This is a genomic window from Leptolyngbya sp. NIES-2104 (assembly GCF_001485215.1).
Lineage (GTDB): Bacteria > Cyanobacteriota > Cyanobacteriia > Leptolyngbyales > Leptolyngbyaceae > Leptolyngbya.
The window spans coordinates 463,946-480,778 of the sequence record NZ_BBWW01000001.1 but is presented as its reverse complement, the minus strand read 5'-3'; the positions used below and the strand labels follow the sequence as shown (position 1 = coordinate 480,778).

19 protein-coding genes are annotated in these 16,833 nt (G+C 47.8%); 9 read left to right on the top strand and 10 right to left on the bottom strand.

Annotated elements, in window-relative coordinates; translation table 11 throughout:
• The first annotated feature begins 54 nt into the window (after nt 1-54).
• Nucleotides 55-222, top strand: coding sequence for a hypothetical protein (locus NIES2104_RS32170; protein WP_192843548.1), 168 nt, complete (start codon nt 55-57; stop codon nt 220-222).
• Nucleotides 223-492: 270 nt separating this feature from the next.
• Here NIES2104_RS32170 and pgk read toward each other — a convergent pair whose 3' ends face one another.
• Entirely contained in the window at nt 493-1,698 is a 1,206-nt protein-coding gene (gene pgk, locus NIES2104_RS02365; protein ID WP_058995379.1) for a phosphoglycerate kinase, read from the bottom strand.
• A gap of 80 nt (nt 1,699-1,778) precedes the next feature.
• Between pgk and NIES2104_RS02360 the strand changes: the two genes are divergently transcribed.
• Entirely contained in the window at nt 1,779-2,210 is a 432-nt protein-coding gene (locus NIES2104_RS02360; RefSeq protein ID WP_370561168.1) for a universal stress protein, read from the top strand.
• 20 nt (nt 2,211-2,230) lie between these two features.
• Here the strand turns inward: NIES2104_RS02360 and NIES2104_RS02355 are convergent, their stop codons facing one another.
• Both NIES2104_RS02355 and NIES2104_RS02350 read right to left on the bottom strand, forming a co-directional pair.
• A complete protein-coding gene (locus NIES2104_RS02355; protein WP_058995377.1) occupies nt 2,231-2,422 on the bottom strand; it encodes a hypothetical protein in 192 nt (63 codons plus the stop codon).
• Nucleotides 2,423-2,860, bottom strand: a complete 438-nt coding sequence (locus NIES2104_RS02350) for a PIN domain-containing protein (protein WP_202815024.1) — start codon at nt 2,858-2,860, stop codon at nt 2,423-2,425.
• A 104-nt stretch (nt 2,861-2,964) separates the two neighbouring features.
• Here NIES2104_RS02350 and ylqF point away from each other — a divergent pair, with 104 nt between their 5' ends.
• From ylqF to ctpC, 4 genes are all read left to right on the top strand, one after another.
• The gene (gene ylqF, locus NIES2104_RS02345) at nt 2,965-3,807 is read left to right on the top strand and encodes a ribosome biogenesis GTPase YlqF (RefSeq protein ID WP_058995375.1); all 843 of its coding nucleotides are present in this window, start codon (nt 2,965-2,967) and stop codon (nt 3,805-3,807) included.
• Nucleotides 3,808-4,160: 353 nt separating this feature from the next.
• Nucleotides 4,161-4,349 (top strand): hypothetical protein, encoded by a 189-nt coding sequence (locus NIES2104_RS02340; protein WP_059001524.1) that lies wholly within the window; start codon nt 4,161-4,163, stop codon nt 4,347-4,349.
• 110 nt (nt 4,350-4,459) lie between these two features.
• A complete protein-coding gene (gene ispG, locus NIES2104_RS02335) occupies nt 4,460-5,683 on the top strand; it encodes a (E)-4-hydroxy-3-methylbut-2-enyl-diphosphate synthase (RefSeq protein WP_058995374.1) in 1,224 nt (407 codons plus the stop codon).
• A 376-nt stretch (nt 5,684-6,059) separates the two neighbouring features.
• The gene (gene ctpC, locus NIES2104_RS02330; RefSeq protein WP_082689913.1) at nt 6,060-7,337 is read left to right on the top strand and encodes a carboxyl-terminal processing protease CtpC; all 1,278 of its coding nucleotides are present in this window, start codon (nt 6,060-6,062) and stop codon (nt 7,335-7,337) included.
• Here the strand turns inward: ctpC and NIES2104_RS02325 are convergent.
• On the bottom strand, nt 7,334-7,531 hold the full coding sequence (locus NIES2104_RS02325) for a hypothetical protein (protein ID WP_058995369.1): 198 nt from the start codon (nt 7,529-7,531) through the stop codon (nt 7,334-7,336). The two genes, ctpC and NIES2104_RS02325, sit on opposite strands and share 4 nt — an antisense overlap.
• Before the next feature lie 179 nt (nt 7,532-7,710).
• Between NIES2104_RS02325 and NIES2104_RS02320 the strand changes: the two genes are divergently transcribed.
• Nucleotides 7,711-9,120, top strand: coding sequence for a type IV pilus twitching motility protein PilT (locus NIES2104_RS02320; protein ID WP_058995367.1), 1,410 nt, complete (start codon nt 7,711-7,713; stop codon nt 9,118-9,120).
• Between the two features lie 61 nt (nt 9,121-9,181).
• On the opposite strand, the gene map is transcribed toward NIES2104_RS02320, so the two are convergent.
• The 4 genes from map to NIES2104_RS02300 form a co-directional block, all read right to left on the bottom strand.
• A complete protein-coding gene (gene map / locus NIES2104_RS02315) occupies nt 9,182-9,943 on the bottom strand; it encodes a type I methionyl aminopeptidase (RefSeq protein ID WP_058995366.1) in 762 nt (253 codons plus the stop codon).
• A gap of 74 nt (nt 9,944-10,017) precedes the next feature.
• On the bottom strand, nt 10,018-10,428 hold the full coding sequence (locus NIES2104_RS02310) for a thioesterase family protein (protein ID WP_058995364.1): 411 nt from the start codon (nt 10,426-10,428) through the stop codon (nt 10,018-10,020).
• Entirely contained in the window at nt 10,428-11,675 is a 1,248-nt protein-coding gene (locus tag NIES2104_RS02305; protein WP_058995362.1) for an ATP-binding protein, read from the bottom strand. Before NIES2104_RS02305 ends, NIES2104_RS02310 begins: the two co-directional genes overlap by 1 nt.
• Nucleotide 11,676: 1 nt before the next feature.
• Complete coding sequence (locus tag NIES2104_RS02300) at nt 11,677-13,140, bottom strand: site-2 protease family protein (protein ID WP_058995361.1); 1,464 nt, start codon at nt 13,138-13,140, stop codon at nt 11,677-11,679.
• 100 nt (nt 13,141-13,240) lie between these two features.
• On the opposite strand from NIES2104_RS02300, the gene NIES2104_RS02295 reads away from it, so the two are divergent.
• Both NIES2104_RS02295 and NIES2104_RS02290 read left to right on the top strand, forming a co-directional pair.
• The gene (locus NIES2104_RS02295; RefSeq protein WP_058995359.1) at nt 13,241-13,957 is read left to right on the top strand and encodes an MBL fold metallo-hydrolase; all 717 of its coding nucleotides are present in this window, start codon (nt 13,241-13,243) and stop codon (nt 13,955-13,957) included.
• A 35-nt stretch (nt 13,958-13,992) separates the two neighbouring features.
• The gene (locus NIES2104_RS02290; protein WP_058995357.1) at nt 13,993-15,630 is read left to right on the top strand and encodes a glycosyltransferase family 39 protein; all 1,638 of its coding nucleotides are present in this window, start codon (nt 13,993-13,995) and stop codon (nt 15,628-15,630) included.
• Here NIES2104_RS02290 and NIES2104_RS33255 read toward each other — a convergent pair.
• Both NIES2104_RS33255 and NIES2104_RS02285 read right to left on the bottom strand, forming a co-directional pair.
• The gene (locus NIES2104_RS33255) at nt 15,627-16,070 is read right to left on the bottom strand and encodes a HAMP domain-containing sensor histidine kinase (protein ID WP_263970887.1); all 444 of its coding nucleotides are present in this window, start codon (nt 16,068-16,070) and stop codon (nt 15,627-15,629) included. The genes NIES2104_RS02290 and NIES2104_RS33255 overlap by 4 nt on opposite strands.
• A complete protein-coding gene (locus NIES2104_RS02285; protein ID WP_263970886.1) occupies nt 16,015-16,770 on the bottom strand; it encodes a response regulator in 756 nt (251 codons plus the stop codon). The genes NIES2104_RS33255 and NIES2104_RS02285 overlap by 56 nt, the downstream gene beginning before the upstream one ends.
• Between the last annotated feature and the right edge of the window lie 63 nt (nt 16,771-16,833).

The following is a 16,833-nucleotide window of genomic DNA, read 5'->3' as shown; positions in this document are numbered from 1 at the left end:
ACTAGGATTTTCCTCAGTGTTGCCCTCACCTGATACTTCAAATGATGGCTCCTCATGTTTACAGTCAAACCTCATTTTCCCGTCTGGCAATATCTTAATCAGCCACTTTTTCATCTTGCCTACCCGCTGATTCTCAACCCGCGCCGCTATTGGTATCACTATCGCGTTGAACTGCTTGAGCGCTGCCTGATCCAAAGCTGCGAGTCTCAACACCGCGATTAAGACTGAATTGATAAGAAAAATTTTTTGACGATCGCACTCTTCGGTCTACTGTTCTAACGCCACCCGACCGAGATGAACAAAGTGCGATCGTCTTTTGGTTGAAATTAGACAATGAGATTGTAAATTGCATCTTGCAAAGGGACACTACGCAGGAATTCTCGGTTTATCGATCGCAGAAGTCCAACAACTCCAACAACAAATCAACGCTTAAAAAAACAACCCACTTCGCAATCAAATCTGCAAAGCGGGTTATTTCTATTTCAAACGATCTTACGCTTCATCAAGTGCTGCAATTCCTGGAAGCTCTTTGCCTTCGAGCAATTCCAAACTTGCACCGCCACCCGTCGAAATGTGGCTCATTTGACTTGCGACACCCACCTTTTCAACCGCTGCAACCGAATCGCCACCCCCAATGATCGTCGTGGTTCCTTTCGGAGTCAATTCTGCTAAAGTGTGCGCGATCGCTTCGGTTCCCTTGGCAAATTTATCCATTTCAAACACGCCCATCGGACCATTCCAAATCACCGATTTGCACTGTTCCAAAGCCGCTTGGAAGGTTTTGATAGAATCAGGACCAATATCTAATCCCATCCAGCCATCAGGAATGTTCTCAACGCTCACAGTTTGAGTATTCGCATCGGGCGCAAAGTTGTCAGCCACTACAACATCAGTCGGCAACAACAGTTCAACGCCTTTTTCTTTCGCTTTCGCTTCCAAAGTTTTCGCCAGTTCTAGCTTGTCTTCTTCGACCAAAGATTTACCGACTGCCAAACCACGCGCTTTGTAGAAAGTGAACACCATTCCGCCGCCGATCAGTAGTTTGTCTACTTTATCGAGCAGGGTTTCGATCACACCAATTTTGCTGGAGACTTTTGAGCCACCGACGATCGCTGCTAACGGACGTTGCGGATTCTCGATCGCGCTTTGCAAATATTGCAGTTCTTTCTCGATCAGCAATCCTGCCACTGAAGGCTTGAGAAATTTCGTTACACCTTCGGTCGAAGCATGAGCGCGGTGAGCCGTTCCAAACGCATCATTCACGTACAAATCTGCTACTGATGCTAATTTCTCAGCAAATGCCGGATCATTCTTCTCTTCTTCTTTGTAGAATCGAACGTTTTCCAGCAGCAACACATCTCCAGGCTGCAACGCATCAACCGCTGATTTCACGTCGTCACCGATACAATCATCGGTTTTGACCACGGGCTTACCGAGCAATTCTGAGAGACGTGTGCCCACTGGAGTCAAACGATACTTATCTTCGGGACCATTTTTCGGGCGACCAAAGTGACTCGACAAAATCACTTTTGCCCCTTTGGACGTGAGCGCTTCGATCGTGGGCAATGCTGCTCGAATCCTCGTGTCATCGGTAATGTTGCCTTGTTCATCCACAGGCACGTTAAAATCTGCCCGGACTAAAACTCGCTTGCCCTGTAAGTCAGCGGACGATAAATCATTGACAGTCTTCTTCGGCACGATCTTGGCTCCTAAATGAGTCTTTCTACCTATTTCTTATTTTTCCATTAATGGTGCCACCTACGATCGAAGTTTCTGCAATGCTGGTAGAAGAAGTTGGAATGTTTGAAATCATGTTTAAAACTGTGTTGTTTCCGATCGATGCCAGCCGCGAGTCTCGTCAAGCCGTCGAAACCGTTGCAAATCTTGTGAAAGTCCATCAAAGCCGATTGATTTTGCTCTCGGTTGTGGAATCGACTGCCGAGCAACCCGATGCCATGTCTTCTCCGGATACCGTGGCGAATTTGTTGGAGAGTGCGCGATCGCTCTTTTCGGATCAAGGCATCGAAGCGGATGCGATCGAGCGGGAAGGCAAGCCTGCGTTTACAATCTGCGATGTGGCTGACGAAGTGGAAGCCGATTTAATTATCATGGGATGTCGGGGTCTTGGACTCACGACCGAAGGCGCATCCGATAGCGTCACCAATCGAGTAATTAGCCTTTCTCCCTGTCCCGTTCTTGTGGTTCCATAGCACCATGACTCAAGCAAAACTTAGTTGATTCGCTTCAAAATCTCATCCAAGCTCAAATCCTTAAAAATCTCTTCGCGTTCTTCTGTGTAGTTACCGTACCCAGGCGAGAACTGGTTGAGAAAGCGCACCGTATTCGCGATTCCTATTTCTTTAAACAGGATTGCGATCGCTTCTTGTGTAATTTGGTTGAGCGGTTTCGGTTGATTTGTCATTTAGCTAATTTCCGCAATGAGTTCAAGAGGAGAAACGACTTTCGTTTGAGCGGTATCTATTTGTTTCGCTCGTCTGAGAAAGCGGTCGTCACACGTACAAAAATAGTCAGCTTGAAGCGCGATCGCAGATGCCAGATGCAGCGCGTCCAGCGGTTTAATTCCGAATGAGACAAATCCTTGCGCCTGTGCATCGATTTGCTCATCACGCGAGACAAACGAATCTGCTCTAGATAACACTTCTAAAGTATAAGTTCTTCTTTCGTTACCAGGAATCTGCTCAGCTTCAAAAACTAAAGCAAATGAAGAAATCAATTCAATTTGCCCTGCTTCCCATAACTGAATCACATTCAGAATTGCTTCTGCTTCAACGGCAACTCGGACTTGCGCTTTTGAATCGAGTGGACGCTGAATACTACACATATCCAGATAAATTTTCATAAGTAGGAGTCTACACTGCATCTCACGAAATTCTATGCCTGTTATTGCTAAACTCAGACTGAAGCGCAGGATGGCTACTGTAGTTCTTGCGTCCTAGTATCTTTATGTCTTCCCCTCCAATCCAGTGGTATCCCGGTCACATTGCCAAAGCCGAAAGAGCGCTGCTTGAACAACTCAAGCGTGTCGATGTCGTGCTAGAAGTTCGGGATGCCAGAATTCCACTCTCTACTCATCATCCGCAAGTGGATCAATGGATCGGGGAAAAGGGGCGAATCTTGGTGATGAATCGGGTTGATATGATTCCACAGAAAGCGAAAGATCAGTGGATTCAGTGGTTTCAAGAGCGGGGAGAAGAGCCGCTCTTTACCGATGCTCAACATGGAAAAGGCATTGAAGCGATCGCGAAAGCGACTCAAATTGCAGGCGCGAAAATGAACCAGCGCAGGCTCGATCGCGGAATGCTCATCCGCCCCGTTCGAGCCGTCGTCATCGGATTTCCTAACGTCGGTAAATCTGCGTTAATCAATCGCTTACTGAAGCGGCGCGTCGTTGAAAGTGCCCGCCGTGCTGGAGTCACGCGACAACTCAGATGGGTGAGAATTTCAGATCAAATCGAATTGCTTGACGCTCCTGGAGTTTTGCCGAACAAGCTCACGAATCAGGATGCCGCAATCAAATTAGCGATTTGTGATGATATCGGGGAAGCCGCTTACGACAATCAACGAGTTGCGGCATCGCTAATCGATTTACTGCGATCGTCCTCAACAGCATTGAAATCGCGATATGGATTAGCGATCGACGACCTCACCGGAGAAAGCTATCTCAAAACTCTGGCAGAACTGAAATACAAAGGGGATGTAGAACGCACCGCACGTCAAATTCTCACTGATTTTCGCAAAGGAAACTTAGGCGCGATCGCGCTAGAATTGCCGCCCGATGAAGGTTAATAACGATACATTGCTTGCTTTTGCAAAAACACAACCCTTGAAGAAACGTTAATTTTTCCGGAGTAACCTTAGATCAATTGAAACCAGTATCACAGTAAATTTCGCTTTCTCGATCGTGGGAACCTTCTCGCCTTTAAATTCGTCACCTTGCTTCAAATCCAGTTCTACTCTGGGTTAAGCGCGATCGCATTAATTTAAAACTTGTTCAGCGTGATACCGTTTTTCTTAGAGGAATTCCTCTAAGATTTCATCCATTGGATTCATCTAGCTCTGCAAGTCTTCGCTCGAACACGCAATTTCTGAAAATTGCACTGGTGATTAAATTGTTCCTTTGTGGTTGTTGGGGTGTTGCTATGGCAAGAATACGCGAAGTGGTTCAACAAGCGCTCACGACCGGACTTTTGTCGATCGAAGCGGAAAATCAACTGCGGTTACTACTCGCCTCGAAATACGATCGAGAAGACCTCCGTGCCTTTATGACTCTGCAATATGCAGCGATGGCGGGTTCTGTAAAACAAGAATCTCGATTGTGTCGGAGCTAACACAGCACGAAAATTCGGTCAAACGGTTCGTTTATATGGCAATCTGAAAGACAGAAACTCTCCACTGTGGATTTCTGTCTTTTTTGCTATCGAGCCATTACCACCGCGTTATGCAAACTCTGCCCACCCCGATCGCACCCGCTACTCCGGCTGTTCAGTACTCGACTGACACCACCATTCATCGTCGCAAAACTCGCTCCGTTCCTGTCGGTAGCATCTCGATCGGAAGTGATCATCCCGTCGCCGTTCAGTCGATGATCAACGAAGATACGCTCGATATTGAAGGTTCAGTTGCTGCAATTCGCCGCCTGCATGAAATTGGCTGCGAAATTGTTCGCGTCACGGTTCCCAGTATGGCGCACGCGAAAGCAATGGAAGAAATTCGCGATCGACTCTACAAGACTTACCAACCCGTTCCCCTTGTCGCAGATGTTCACCACAATGGGATGAAGATCGCGCTGGAAGTCTCGAAATACGTTGATAATGTGCGGATTAATCCAGGCTTATACGTTTTTGAAAAAGCGAAAACAACCGACTATACCCAAGCTGAATTTGATGCGATCGGTGAAAAGATTCGCGAAACACTTGAGCCTTTAGTGATCTCTCTACGCGACCAAAACAAATCGATGCGAATCGGTGTGAATCATGGATCGCTGGCAGAACGAATGCTATTCACCTACGGCGACACTCCAGAAGGCATGGTCGAATCTGCGATCGAATTCATTCGCATCTGTGAATCGCTGAATTTTTACAACATCGAGCTTTCATTAAAAGCCTCGAAAGTTCCAGTCATGCTGGCAGCAAATCGCCTGATGGTGAAGCGCATGAATGAACTAGGAATGGCTTATCCGTTGCACTTGGGTGTGACTGAAGCAGGCGATGGTGAATATGGTCGAATTAAATCAACCGCTGGAATTGGAACACTCTTAGCTGAAGGGATTGGCGATACAATTCGCGTTTCTCTCACCGAAGCACCAGAGAAAGAAATTCCTGTGTGCTACGGCATTCTGCAAGCTTTGGGACTACGCCGAACAATGGTTGAATATGTGGCTTGTCCGTCTTGTGGTCGCACCTTATTCAATCTCGAAGAAGTGCTGCACAAAGTCCGAGCAGCGACGAACCATCTAACCGGATTAAACATCGCAGTCATGGGCTGTATTGTGAACGGTCCGGGTGAAATGGCAGATGCAGATTATGGCTATGTGGGCAAACAAGCGGGATACATTTCGCTGTATCGAGGTCGGGACGAGATCAAGAAAGTCCCTGAAGATCAAGGGGTGATTGAACTGATTAACCTGATCAAAGCGGATGGAAAATGGATTGAGCCAACGTAAGGGCAGGGCAGATAAGTATAAAAATTCTTCGCTTCGATTGCCTCTCGCCCTGAAATGAATTTCGGGCTAATGGTGGAAAGTCTACTAAAGTAGACTGAGAGCTAGTTTCAGGTTCTTAGTCCTTGACAAAGGACTTTCGTCGATTAGCCCGAAATTTCATTTCAGGGCGGGACATTGCAAAGAACGACAATTTTTCAATCATCCTCTCAGGCAATGCCTAACCCCCGATCCAGAAATAAATCTTCTACCACTTTCGAGCTGCATCTACAAAACTTGATTCAGAAATCTGGACAATTATTACGGATTGCCCCTAAATGCCTGTGTTAAATTGGGCATAACCTTTTGTCACTTTTCCAGAATTTAAGCAGGTATAGCCATGACAAAACGAGCGCTTGTCTTAGGTGCGACGGCTGCCGCCGTGACCGCAGTAACCATCACCGGAGCCGGAATTCATCTGAACAAAGGGCAAGCGTTCTTTCGGGACAGTCCCAAAGAGCTAGTCGATGAAGTGTGGCAAGTGATCGATCGCAATTACGTCGATGCCACTTTTAACCAAGTCGATTGGAAATCGATTCGCGCTCAGTACCTCAATCGGAACTACCGCGACAAGCAAGAAGCCTACAAGTCGATTCGGGAAATGCTAAAGCGTTTGGGCGATCCCTACACGCGCTTCATGGACCCGGACGAGTTCCGCAATATGCAAATTGATACATCCGGCGAATTAACGGGTGTCGGAATTCAATTAGCAGCAGACGAGAAAACGAAGAAATTAACGGTCATTTCACCGATCGAAGGAAGTCCCGCTTCTTCGGCTGGGGTCGTTGCGAAAGACATCATCACGCAAATCGATGGTAAAAGCACCGAAGGGATGGACGTGAATAAAGCGGTCACACTGATTCGCGGACCCGTCAACACACAGGTCAAACTCACCGTTCAGCGGGGTGCTCAGCAGTTAGAATTCAACCTCACCCGCGCCAAAATCGAGATTCACCCCGTTCGTGCCAGCGTTCAGCAATCCCCACAAGGCAAGATTGGCTACATTCGTCTCGTTCAGTTCAGTGCAAACGCGGCTCCAGAAATGCGAGAAGCGCTCCAAAAGCTGGAGAAAGAAAACGTCAATGGGTATGTGCTCGATTTGCGATCGAACCCCGGTGGATTGCTCTATGCCAGCGTTGACATCGCTCGGATGTGGATTCCTAAAGGCGGTATCGTTTCGACCGTCGATCGTCAAGGCGTTTCTGACAAAGAAGAAGCGAATAACCGCGCTTTGACTGACAAGCCTCTAGTGGTTCTCGTCGATGGCGGATCAGCTAGTGCGAGTGAAATTCTTTCGGGTGCAATTCAAGACAACAAACGCGGCACGATTATTGGAACGAAAACCTTTGGAAAAGGCTTAGTGCAATCAGTTCGCAGTCTCGGAGACGGATCGGGGATGGCAGTCACGATCGCCAAATATCTCACCCCGAATGGACGAGACATCAACAAACACGGCATTGATCCCGATGTCGTCGTGGAACTGACCGAACAGCAGCGTCAAACCCTCCAGCAAAATCGCGACCAAATCGGCACAAAGACCGACCCGCAGTTCGTAAGAGCCATGCAGGTTTTAGGTCAAGTGATTACCTCCAAGCAAGGCAACCGCGCCAAGAATTAGCTCGGCTGACACTTCCCCGATCGAATCAACCCGACGCGACGTGCGATCGCTTCTCCCTCTGAGGTGAATGGACCCCAATGCTCCACCGTCTCAGAGGGATTTGTCGTTTGACTTTTCTCTAACTCATCCTCGGTCAGAATTTGACATTGGGCATTTGGACGCTTCACCACATACCAACGCTCAGACCCACTCATATCGCCCACATCCCTCTTGATACTCACCAGTGACATCTGGGAAAGCTTAATTCATGTTAGGGGTCTGGCATCCTTGTGCCAAGGTTCAAACCGTAAAGATTTTCCAATTTCCCCTAATAAATCGCCCCACAGCCTCCGAATCCGTCCACCGCTCTCAGGGATTTTATCAACGTAGGGATATGACACCAGAAACACAGCGTTCACCGTTCACCGAGGCGACTGCTCCCCAATCCGCGCCGCCTCCAGTTCCGAGAACTCCTCCGGCTCCCCCGCCTGCGATGCGGACGATGCCTTCCTCAAATACAATGGCAGAAGTCGCAGAACCCGCTTCAGGAGTGAATAGCGCTGCTGCAACCGAAACATTCGCGATGCCTGCTGCGAGTCGTCCCGCCACCGCTCCTGCTGCAATCCCCACGAGTTCACCCACGACTGCTTCGAGCACTCCCACTGGAGCAACTCCCCCACCGACGATCGGACATCGCCCAACGACCCCGCCGACGACTCCAAACGCAGCTCGTCGCTCCAGTAATGCCCCAACCCTAGAACAAATCATTCGCACTGCATTTGATAAAGGCTTTTCGGATGTCCATTTGGGGGTGGGAGAAGTCCCGCGCTTTCGGAACCGGGGCGAGATCGAAACGACCGAATGGTCTGAAACCGATCGAGCAACATTCATGAGTTGGATGCAGGAGGTGCTAAGCGAAGAGGAAATCAGCCAGTTTGAAGAAACGCTTGATTTCGATGGTGCAACTCAGTACGAATTTGCGCGGGTTCGGATCAATATCTTTGATTCGCTGTATGGACCTGCAATGGTTCTCCGTCTGATCCCGCTGAAGATTTTGACGATGGAGCAGTTGAACTTACCGACTGTATTCAAAGATGTGTGTCACTATCACAAAGGCTTGATTCTGATCACGGGTCCAACGGGATCAGGTAAATCGACCACGATGGCGGCGATGATCGATTACATCAACAAAGAAATGCCGAAGAATATTATTACGATCGAAGACCCGATCGAATTTATTCACAAAAGCCGCAAAGCCTTAATCAAACACCGTGAAGTGGGAATGCACACCCGCAAGTTTGACAATGCTCTTAAAGCTGCTCTCCGGGAAGATCCCGATATCATCCTCGTCGGTGAAATGCGGGACAAAGAAACGGTAAACACCGCACTGAAAGCGGCGCAAACGGGTCACTTAGTGATGGGAACCCTGCACACGAACAGTGCGGTGAAAACGATCGAACGGGTTCTTAGCCTGTATCAACCGAGCGAACAGGCAACAATGCGGGTCGCACTCGCAGAATCTTTGGTTGCCGTGATTGCACAGGGCTTGTGTCGGACGACCGATGGAAAGCGGGCGGCATTCCACGACATTTTGATCAACACCGATGCGATTCGAGATTACATCCGCAAAGGTGAACTCGATGAAATCGAGGCGATCATTCCTCGATGTGGATTTGATGGAATGTGCACGATGAATCAGTCGCTCTACAAACTGTATGAGCAAGGTCAGATCACCGAAGAAGTGGCACTCGAAATGTCACCGAAGCAGAACGAAATGGCTCAAATGCTCCGAGGTCGAGTGTAGGAATTTTCAAATTCAACAGTGTGCAATTTGCCCCGATGCCAAATACATCGGGGTTTTTGTTTTAGGCTTGCGTCAGGATTTCGTAACCTGTGGGTGTAACCGCGATCGTATGTTCACATTGAGCCGAGAGTTTCCGATCTTTGGTCAGCGCTGTCCATTTATCGGGCATCACCTCGACTTCCCAAGTGCCTTCGTTGATCATGGGTTCGATCGTAAAGACCATTCCGGGTCGCAATTTCTTCCCAGTTCCTCGTTTGCCGTAGTGTGGAATTTGAGGAGCGGTATGGAAAATGTGGCTGATTCCATGCCCGACGAAATCTTGAACGACTGAGAACCCTTGAGATTCTGCGTATTCTTGAATCGCTGCACCGATATCGCCAATTCTCGCGCCCGGTTTCACCGCATCCATGCCTAACTGTCGGCATTTATCCGTGACTTCGACTAAGCGTTTTGCCAGGGGTGACGGTTCTCCAACAAAGTACATTTTCGAGGTGTCGCCGTGGTAGCCATCGACGATCAGCGTGACATCAATGTTGATAATGTCGCCGTCTTTGAGAATTTGTTTTGCGTTGGGGATACCGTGACAAACAACTTCATTGACGCTGGTACAGATTGATTTAGGAAAGCCGTTGTAGCCGAGAGGGGCGCTTTTGGCTCCGTGTGCTTGAGTCCAGCGTTCGGCTTCGTCGTTCAGTTGTAGGGTGCTGACACCGGGTTTAACGAATGCCTCTAAGTGATTTAATAACTGCGCTGCGAGTTTTCCGGCTCGGCGCATTTTTTCGATTTCGCGGCTCGAAAGTAGGGTAATAACTTCTTGTTCCATATCGACCATTTTAGCGAGAGGAGGTCTGACCTTGAGCCAGAGCGTACCGATTGTAGACTAATTGAGGACGATCGTTATTCGTTTGCACCATTGAGCCAGTGGAGTAAAACCGGGAGAAGTTCTTGACGCGATCGCGTTTTCGGATCGATACAGACGTGACGGGTGAGCGCTTTCGCGATCGGATGATGTGGCGCTTGATTAAACAGGTGATAAGAAATCTCGAATTCACTCGGTTTTAGAAGATTCGGCATGAGCGCGATCGTGATTTGATCGCCGCAAAACATCGGTTTGAAGAAATCGACTTCCGCATGAACGATCGGCACTGCGATTTCTTGACCGGAGAAGAACGATCGTAGATCAATTCCACTTGCAGCTAGGGACGCTTCGTAAGCTTCATGGCAGAAGTTGAAGATGTTGGCGAAGTAAACGACTCCTGCCGCATCTGTATCGGAGAAGTGAATCGATCGAGAATAAGTAAATGCCATCAGGAGAGGAGTTCAGCTTTAAGAAAGTCGATAAATTGACGGGCAGTTCTACCCGATCGCCCATTGTGTCGAGTTGCCCATTGTAAGGCTCGAAATTCTAGGTCTTTAGGGTCGAGATCAATCTGAGCTTGCTCGGCTAAATGACGAACGATTTTCAAATACCTGGGCTGATCCGCAGGTTCAAACGTCAGAGTCAGACCGAAGCGATCGCTAAACGATAACTTTTCTTGCACCGTGTCCCAGTTGTGAATTTCATCAGCATCACGAGGACGCGGACGATCGTCAAAAAATTCGCGGATTAGATGCCGCCGATTCGAGGTGGCGTACACTACGACGTTTTGCGGTCTTGCGGTTAAATTGCCTTCGAGCACTACTTTCAGAGCTTTGTAGGCATCGTCATCTTCTTCAAACGACAAGTCATCGACGAAAATCACGAATTTTTGAGGTAAATCGCGCAGGCGTTCTACGATCGTTGGAAGCGCATTGAGTTCTGATTTGGGAACTTCGATTAAGCGCAGATTTTCGTATTTTCCGAGCAGCGATTTCACGAGCGATGATTTTCCTGAACCGCGACTACCGTACAGCAAAATATGAAGCGCGGGCAATCCAGCCAAGAGAAATTCAGTATTTTGTAGCAAGGTATCGCGCTGAGTTTCGTAGCCGACCAGTGAATCGACTTGAATCGGATCAGGATTTGCGATCGCATTCAATCGCCCATTCTGCCAACGAAATGCCACATATTCCGCAAAAATACCTGTTCCAAATCGACGATAGAAATTGATCAAATCTGGAAGCGCGATCGACCAATCTTCGAGCGATTCAAGCTGTTTCTCTATTTGCTTAATTTCGATTTGTCTTGATGTATTTTTATCATCAATATAGTCGTGCCAACTAATCGTATTTTGATTTAACAATTCATAAATTTGTTGGCTTCCACATTCATAAATTCGTTGTAATAGTTTTAGATCATGTTTAACTGCTTCGGTTAACTGAGCGGGAATATTAGCTTGATAAATTTGCTGAGTGAACGCATTTTCTGAAGTCAAAATTCGAGTCAATAAATAATCGCGCCAACCTTGACGGAGACTTGCTAAACCGGAAAACCATTCGCTGTAAAACGCGATCGCAGTTTCAGGAGAATCCAGATTTTGCAGAATTTTGAGAAACGATTGTCCGATCTCATCTCTCAAAACATCGCGATAAATCAGCAGCGATAAACAATTTTGATATAGCGCTTTTTCGTCCATCCTACATTCCTAGAGCCGTGGTTAAAAACTTCGGTGCAGGTAACACGAGAATCATCAGAATTACCAACGCCAGCAATCCCACAATATCGCGGAATGAATCCACCTCAAGCACATCATTTAACGTCGGTTCATTCAACGCAGGCAACAACAGTAATAAAACTGCCCAGAGTAATAAATGCGGATATACGATCGCAAATCCCAACAGCAAAAACCGTGAAATCCTCCCAATTCTCGCTCCCATTCGTCGCCCAAACACCGCATGAATCATCCGCCCGCCATCTAACTGTCCGATCGGCATCAGATTAAAAGCGGTAAACATCACACCAACCCAACCCGCGATCGCCATCGGATTCAGTCGAATCGCCGCATCTGGAGTTAATTCACGCCCGATCGCTAATTTGCCAAAAATCGCCAACAGAATCGAAAATCTCGGATCAAGCGCCTGAAAGTTGAATAGTCCGCCCTGATTCGGTAACGCCACGACGCTCGACTGCACCAAACCCCAAGCCAACAGCGGAATACTAATAATCAGCCCCATGAACGCGCCCACCAAACCGATATCGAAGAGCGCTTTACGATCGGGAATCGGAGACTTCAACTGAGTGAACGCGCCGATCGTGCCCAGCGGAAAAAATGGCAGCGGAATAATCGGCACAAAATACGGCAGCGTAATCGCAATTTTATATTTTCTTGCAGTGATGAACTGCCCGAAACTTCGAGCCGCAAAAAAGAGCAAAACGGGGATCGAATACGGAAAGCCATTTTCCAGCAGAGCCGCGATCGTGGGAACTCGTCCGACGACTTGCAAGCCCGCCCAAGTCGTTGTGAACATCGTCAAGAGGAATAGAGCCGCAGCAAATCCAGGACGAATTAGGACAGGAGAATTTTTTCCCTCGATCGTGGCGGCTGGATTCACGACAAGTTCAAAAAATGGCTCTCCAGGATAATACTCCTGAAAAATCACATGAAAGCGATCACCAAATTGCGCCTCGACATTTTCCCGAATCGTTCGATATGCCGCCTCTGGAGTCGTTCGCAACTGACCCCGACACACGACTCCTTGAGGATGATATTCCAAATGCTTCAGATAAAAAACCGACCAAGGAAAGCAGGTTTGCAAGCTCGATTCTTCTGCTTGATTCAGCGGTCGCAAACTCGCTAGATTCGGTGGTTGAATTTCAGAAATGGGTTCTGGGGGAGCCGGGGGAGCCGTGTCCATTGTCGATCGTTCAATCCGTCCGCGTTGAATTAGGTAAAGATACAGCACTAAACAGCCCGCAAACAGCACGAGCGAATATTGTGTGGGCATCGTTTGACCACGGGACACGATCGTCCACACAACCATGACAAACACGGGTAGCATCGCCACCGACCACAGCAACCAAACTGAGGTGCGGGTGAGATTCGAGACCCACTGAGTGATGAAGAGGTATGTGAATAGTCCGAGGAGGAAAAGCCAAATCATGACCGGGTGGGGCAGAGGGCATAGAAGGAAATCACGCGATCTGGCACAATCAACGAGGGCAGAATTGCCCTATTCTTTAGTTTGACCGATCGAGAAGCTTGTGCCACCAGAATCTTTCGTCCCGTCGCAGTCCCGCACTTCAAAACCGCCACGTCTTGTATTCTCGGAGGAGACTTGTCCTGGAGCCGCGCCAGTTTTCGCCTTTCCTCCAAATCGGGATACGCTCGGTGGTACATCCTATCTCATTGTAGAAAAAGATGGAAATTTGATGATCGATTCTCCCGCTTGGGATGAAAATACGCGATCGTTTCTCGATTCTCAAGGCGGTGTGAGCAAATTAGTGATCACGCATCGGGGCGGCATGGGAAAGGTGCGAGAAATTCAAGAAGCGTTTGGCTGTGACGTGATTGTTCAGGAACAAGAGGCGTATCTGTTGCCAAATGTGAGTGTGACTGGGTTTCAGGACAGTCTTGAAATTACGCCGAACTTTCGAGTGATTTGGACTTCGGGACATTCGCCGGGATCAGCCTGTGTTTACTATTCTGCTTGCGGTGGAATTTTGTTTTCCGGGCGGCATTTAATTCCAAATTCTCAAGGCGATCCCGTTCCGCTCAGAACCGCAAAAACGTTTCATTGGACTCGCCAAATTCGTCATGTGCGGAAGCTTTTAGAAATGTTTAGTCCAGAAACGCTGCAATTCATTTGTCCGGGAGCGAGTTCGGGATTGTTGCGGGGAAAATTCGCGATCGATCAAGCGTATTCCAAACTGGCACAACTCGATTTAGAAGCTTGTCTGAAATCTGAACCGCTGTTGTAAAAAAATCTGGGGTAGAATCCTTGCACTGATTGAGAATGAGTGCTGTGAACTCGAAGCGAATCCTCCCTTATTTGACGTTGTTGTTGTGGGTGTTGCCGATCGTATTGATCCGCAGTTCTCAGCAAAGTTTGATGGCGCACGATGAAGGCATTTACGCGACTCAAGCGCGATCAATTCTCACCACTGGAGATTGGATCACCCCGCAATGGGGTGGAGGAACCGCCGTTTTCGATCGCACGATCGGGATTCAATGGCTAATCGCAGGATCATATTTGCTGTTTGGAATTAGTGAAGATTCAGCGCGATTAACTAGCGCGATCGCGTTTATTCTCAGCGTTTTACTGACATATGCGATCGGGGTTCGGTTGACGACTCCTCGAATCGCTTGGCTCGGAGCCGTAATTTTTAGTGTGATTCCTTTGGTCGCGCAATATGGGCGATTAGCGACTCAAGATATGGCGCTGGTTTGTGTGGAATTAGTCGCAATCTGGGCGTTGTTAATGGCAGAATCTTCGATCCGTCCTTGGCGATTTGTTGCGGGTGCGATGTTCGGTTGGGGGTTTATGATCAAAGGATTCATGGTGATTCCGGCAGCGATCGCATTACTCCCCTATCTCATCGTCCAACATCGTCGCCATCGACATTTACTTGATCCGATGTTGTATGTGGGATTAGCGGTTGGATTAATGTTACCGATCGGTTGGCTTTGGGCTGCGGTTGAAAGAGATGGAATTTATCGACTTCAAGAACTGTTTGGAAAACTATTTCATCTAGGTGGTCAGACTTACCAAGGTGCGAATCAGTTCTATTATTTCTGGAATATTCCGGCAAATGGTTTTCCTTGGATTTTCTTTTCATTCGGTGGGTTGTGGTTAGCGTTTTTCAATCCTGATATTCGAGCATTACTAAAAACAACTGAGAGACGTTTTTTGCTCATCGGATTTCCGGTTGTTCTATTCATTGAATTAACAATCTTTGGAACGCGAACGCATTATTATTCACTTCAACTAATGCCGTTTGCGGGACTTTTAGCCGCGATCGCACTTTCACATCTTGAATATCTTTATAAGAATCGCAAGCGCACCGGATTTTTTATCGGTTTAAATCTATTCATGGGCGCGATCGCACTTATTTTGCTCACGATCGTCAATCAGCGAATGAGAGTTGCTGAACTGGTTTCGGATTCGCTGCGGAGTGAGACGGTTTTAGCGATCGCGCTTGTGATTCTAACGGTTGGATTAGGCTGGCTTAGTCTACCTATGATTTGGGTTCTGCGGAATCGAATTTCTCTCGCTCAATCGTCTAGATTCTGGATCACATCTTGGCTCTTGACCTCTTGGTTTGTGATCGCAGCATTGCATGTTACAGGATTATGGGGAGACTACGATCCGCAGCTTAAACGATTCCTACAAACTTCAACGGTTCAAGCAATTTTGCAGGCGAATCCAGTGAGTTTTATTGTCAATGAAGATTTGATTAGTCGCGACAATCGTAAACGCTACTTGCTGCTGAATTTCTACACACCAAAAATCGGTCAGCACATCGAAGATCCGAAGATTTTGCCAAACACAAATTACGCTTGGATCGATCCGAATCTTGCCAAAACTCCCAACCTCAAATACGAATTGCAAGAAATATTTGACGGTTGGGTTCTGGCAAAGAAATTGCCCTAATGGGTCGGTAAATAAACAGTAAACGTACTACCTTTACCGACTTCCGTCGCAACATTAATTCTGCCGTTGTGAGCCTCCACAATTCGCCGCGTCAGATGCAAGCCTAAACCGCTACCCGATCGCTTATGCTTACCCGGAATAAAGCTCTCAAATAAAGTCGCTCGATCGCTTTCTGAAATTCCCGGTCCAGTATCTTGCACTTCCAGCTTAATTGCAGGCACTAAGCCCGTATCCACTCGAATTAACCGAAGAGTCACCGACCCTTCATCGGTAAATTTAATCGCGTTACCTACTAAATTTGTGAGGACGCGATAAAGTTCCAATCGATCACCTTTTGCCGTGTAATTCTGCGATTCGTCAAGCTCTAGATTTAGCTTCAGATTTTTATCGATCGACAATGGCGATAGCTCTTTCACCACTTCTTGAGCGAGTTCCGCCAAGCTCTTTCACCACTTCTTGAGCGAGTTCCGCCAAGTTCACCGGAGAAAACACTAATGTCTTCCGTCCTGCTTCATAGCGATACACCTCTAGCAGCGTATTTACCATCGTTAGAAGATTAGCGTTGCTGCGAATCATGGTTGCGATCGCATCTTGCACATCGTCCGAAAGATCTCCTAATGCCCCTTGAGCCATCAGATTCAACATGCGATCGGCAGCCACCAGCGGCGTTCTTAAATCGTGCGTTAATCGGGAAACAAAATCTTCTCGCTGACGCGCAATCTGATCGCGTTCATCCACACTGTGCTTCAACCGCAACAATGCCCGAACCCGCGCCAACAACTCATCAAAATGAACCGGCTTCCGGATAAAATCATCCGCACCTGTATCCAATCCCTGCGCCACACTCGGCTGATCATACGCAGTCGTGAGCAAAATCGGCATAAACGGCAATGCAGGATTCGCACGAATGCGCCGTGTCACCTCATAGCCATCCATTCCTGGCATCATCACATCAAGCAGCACCAAATCAGGCGGTGATTGCTCGATCAGTCGGAGTGCTTCTTTGCCACTATCCGCAAGTTCAACCTGATAGCCTTCATCTTGCAAAATTGCTTGAATCAGCAAACAGTTATCGGGAGTGTCATCGACCACAAGAATACGATCGACAGTGCGGGATCGAGTGAAAGGGGAATGGTTCATGCAATCCACCTACAGATAGGCAAAGTGAAGCTAGGGTATTCACAATGTAATAAACACGACTTT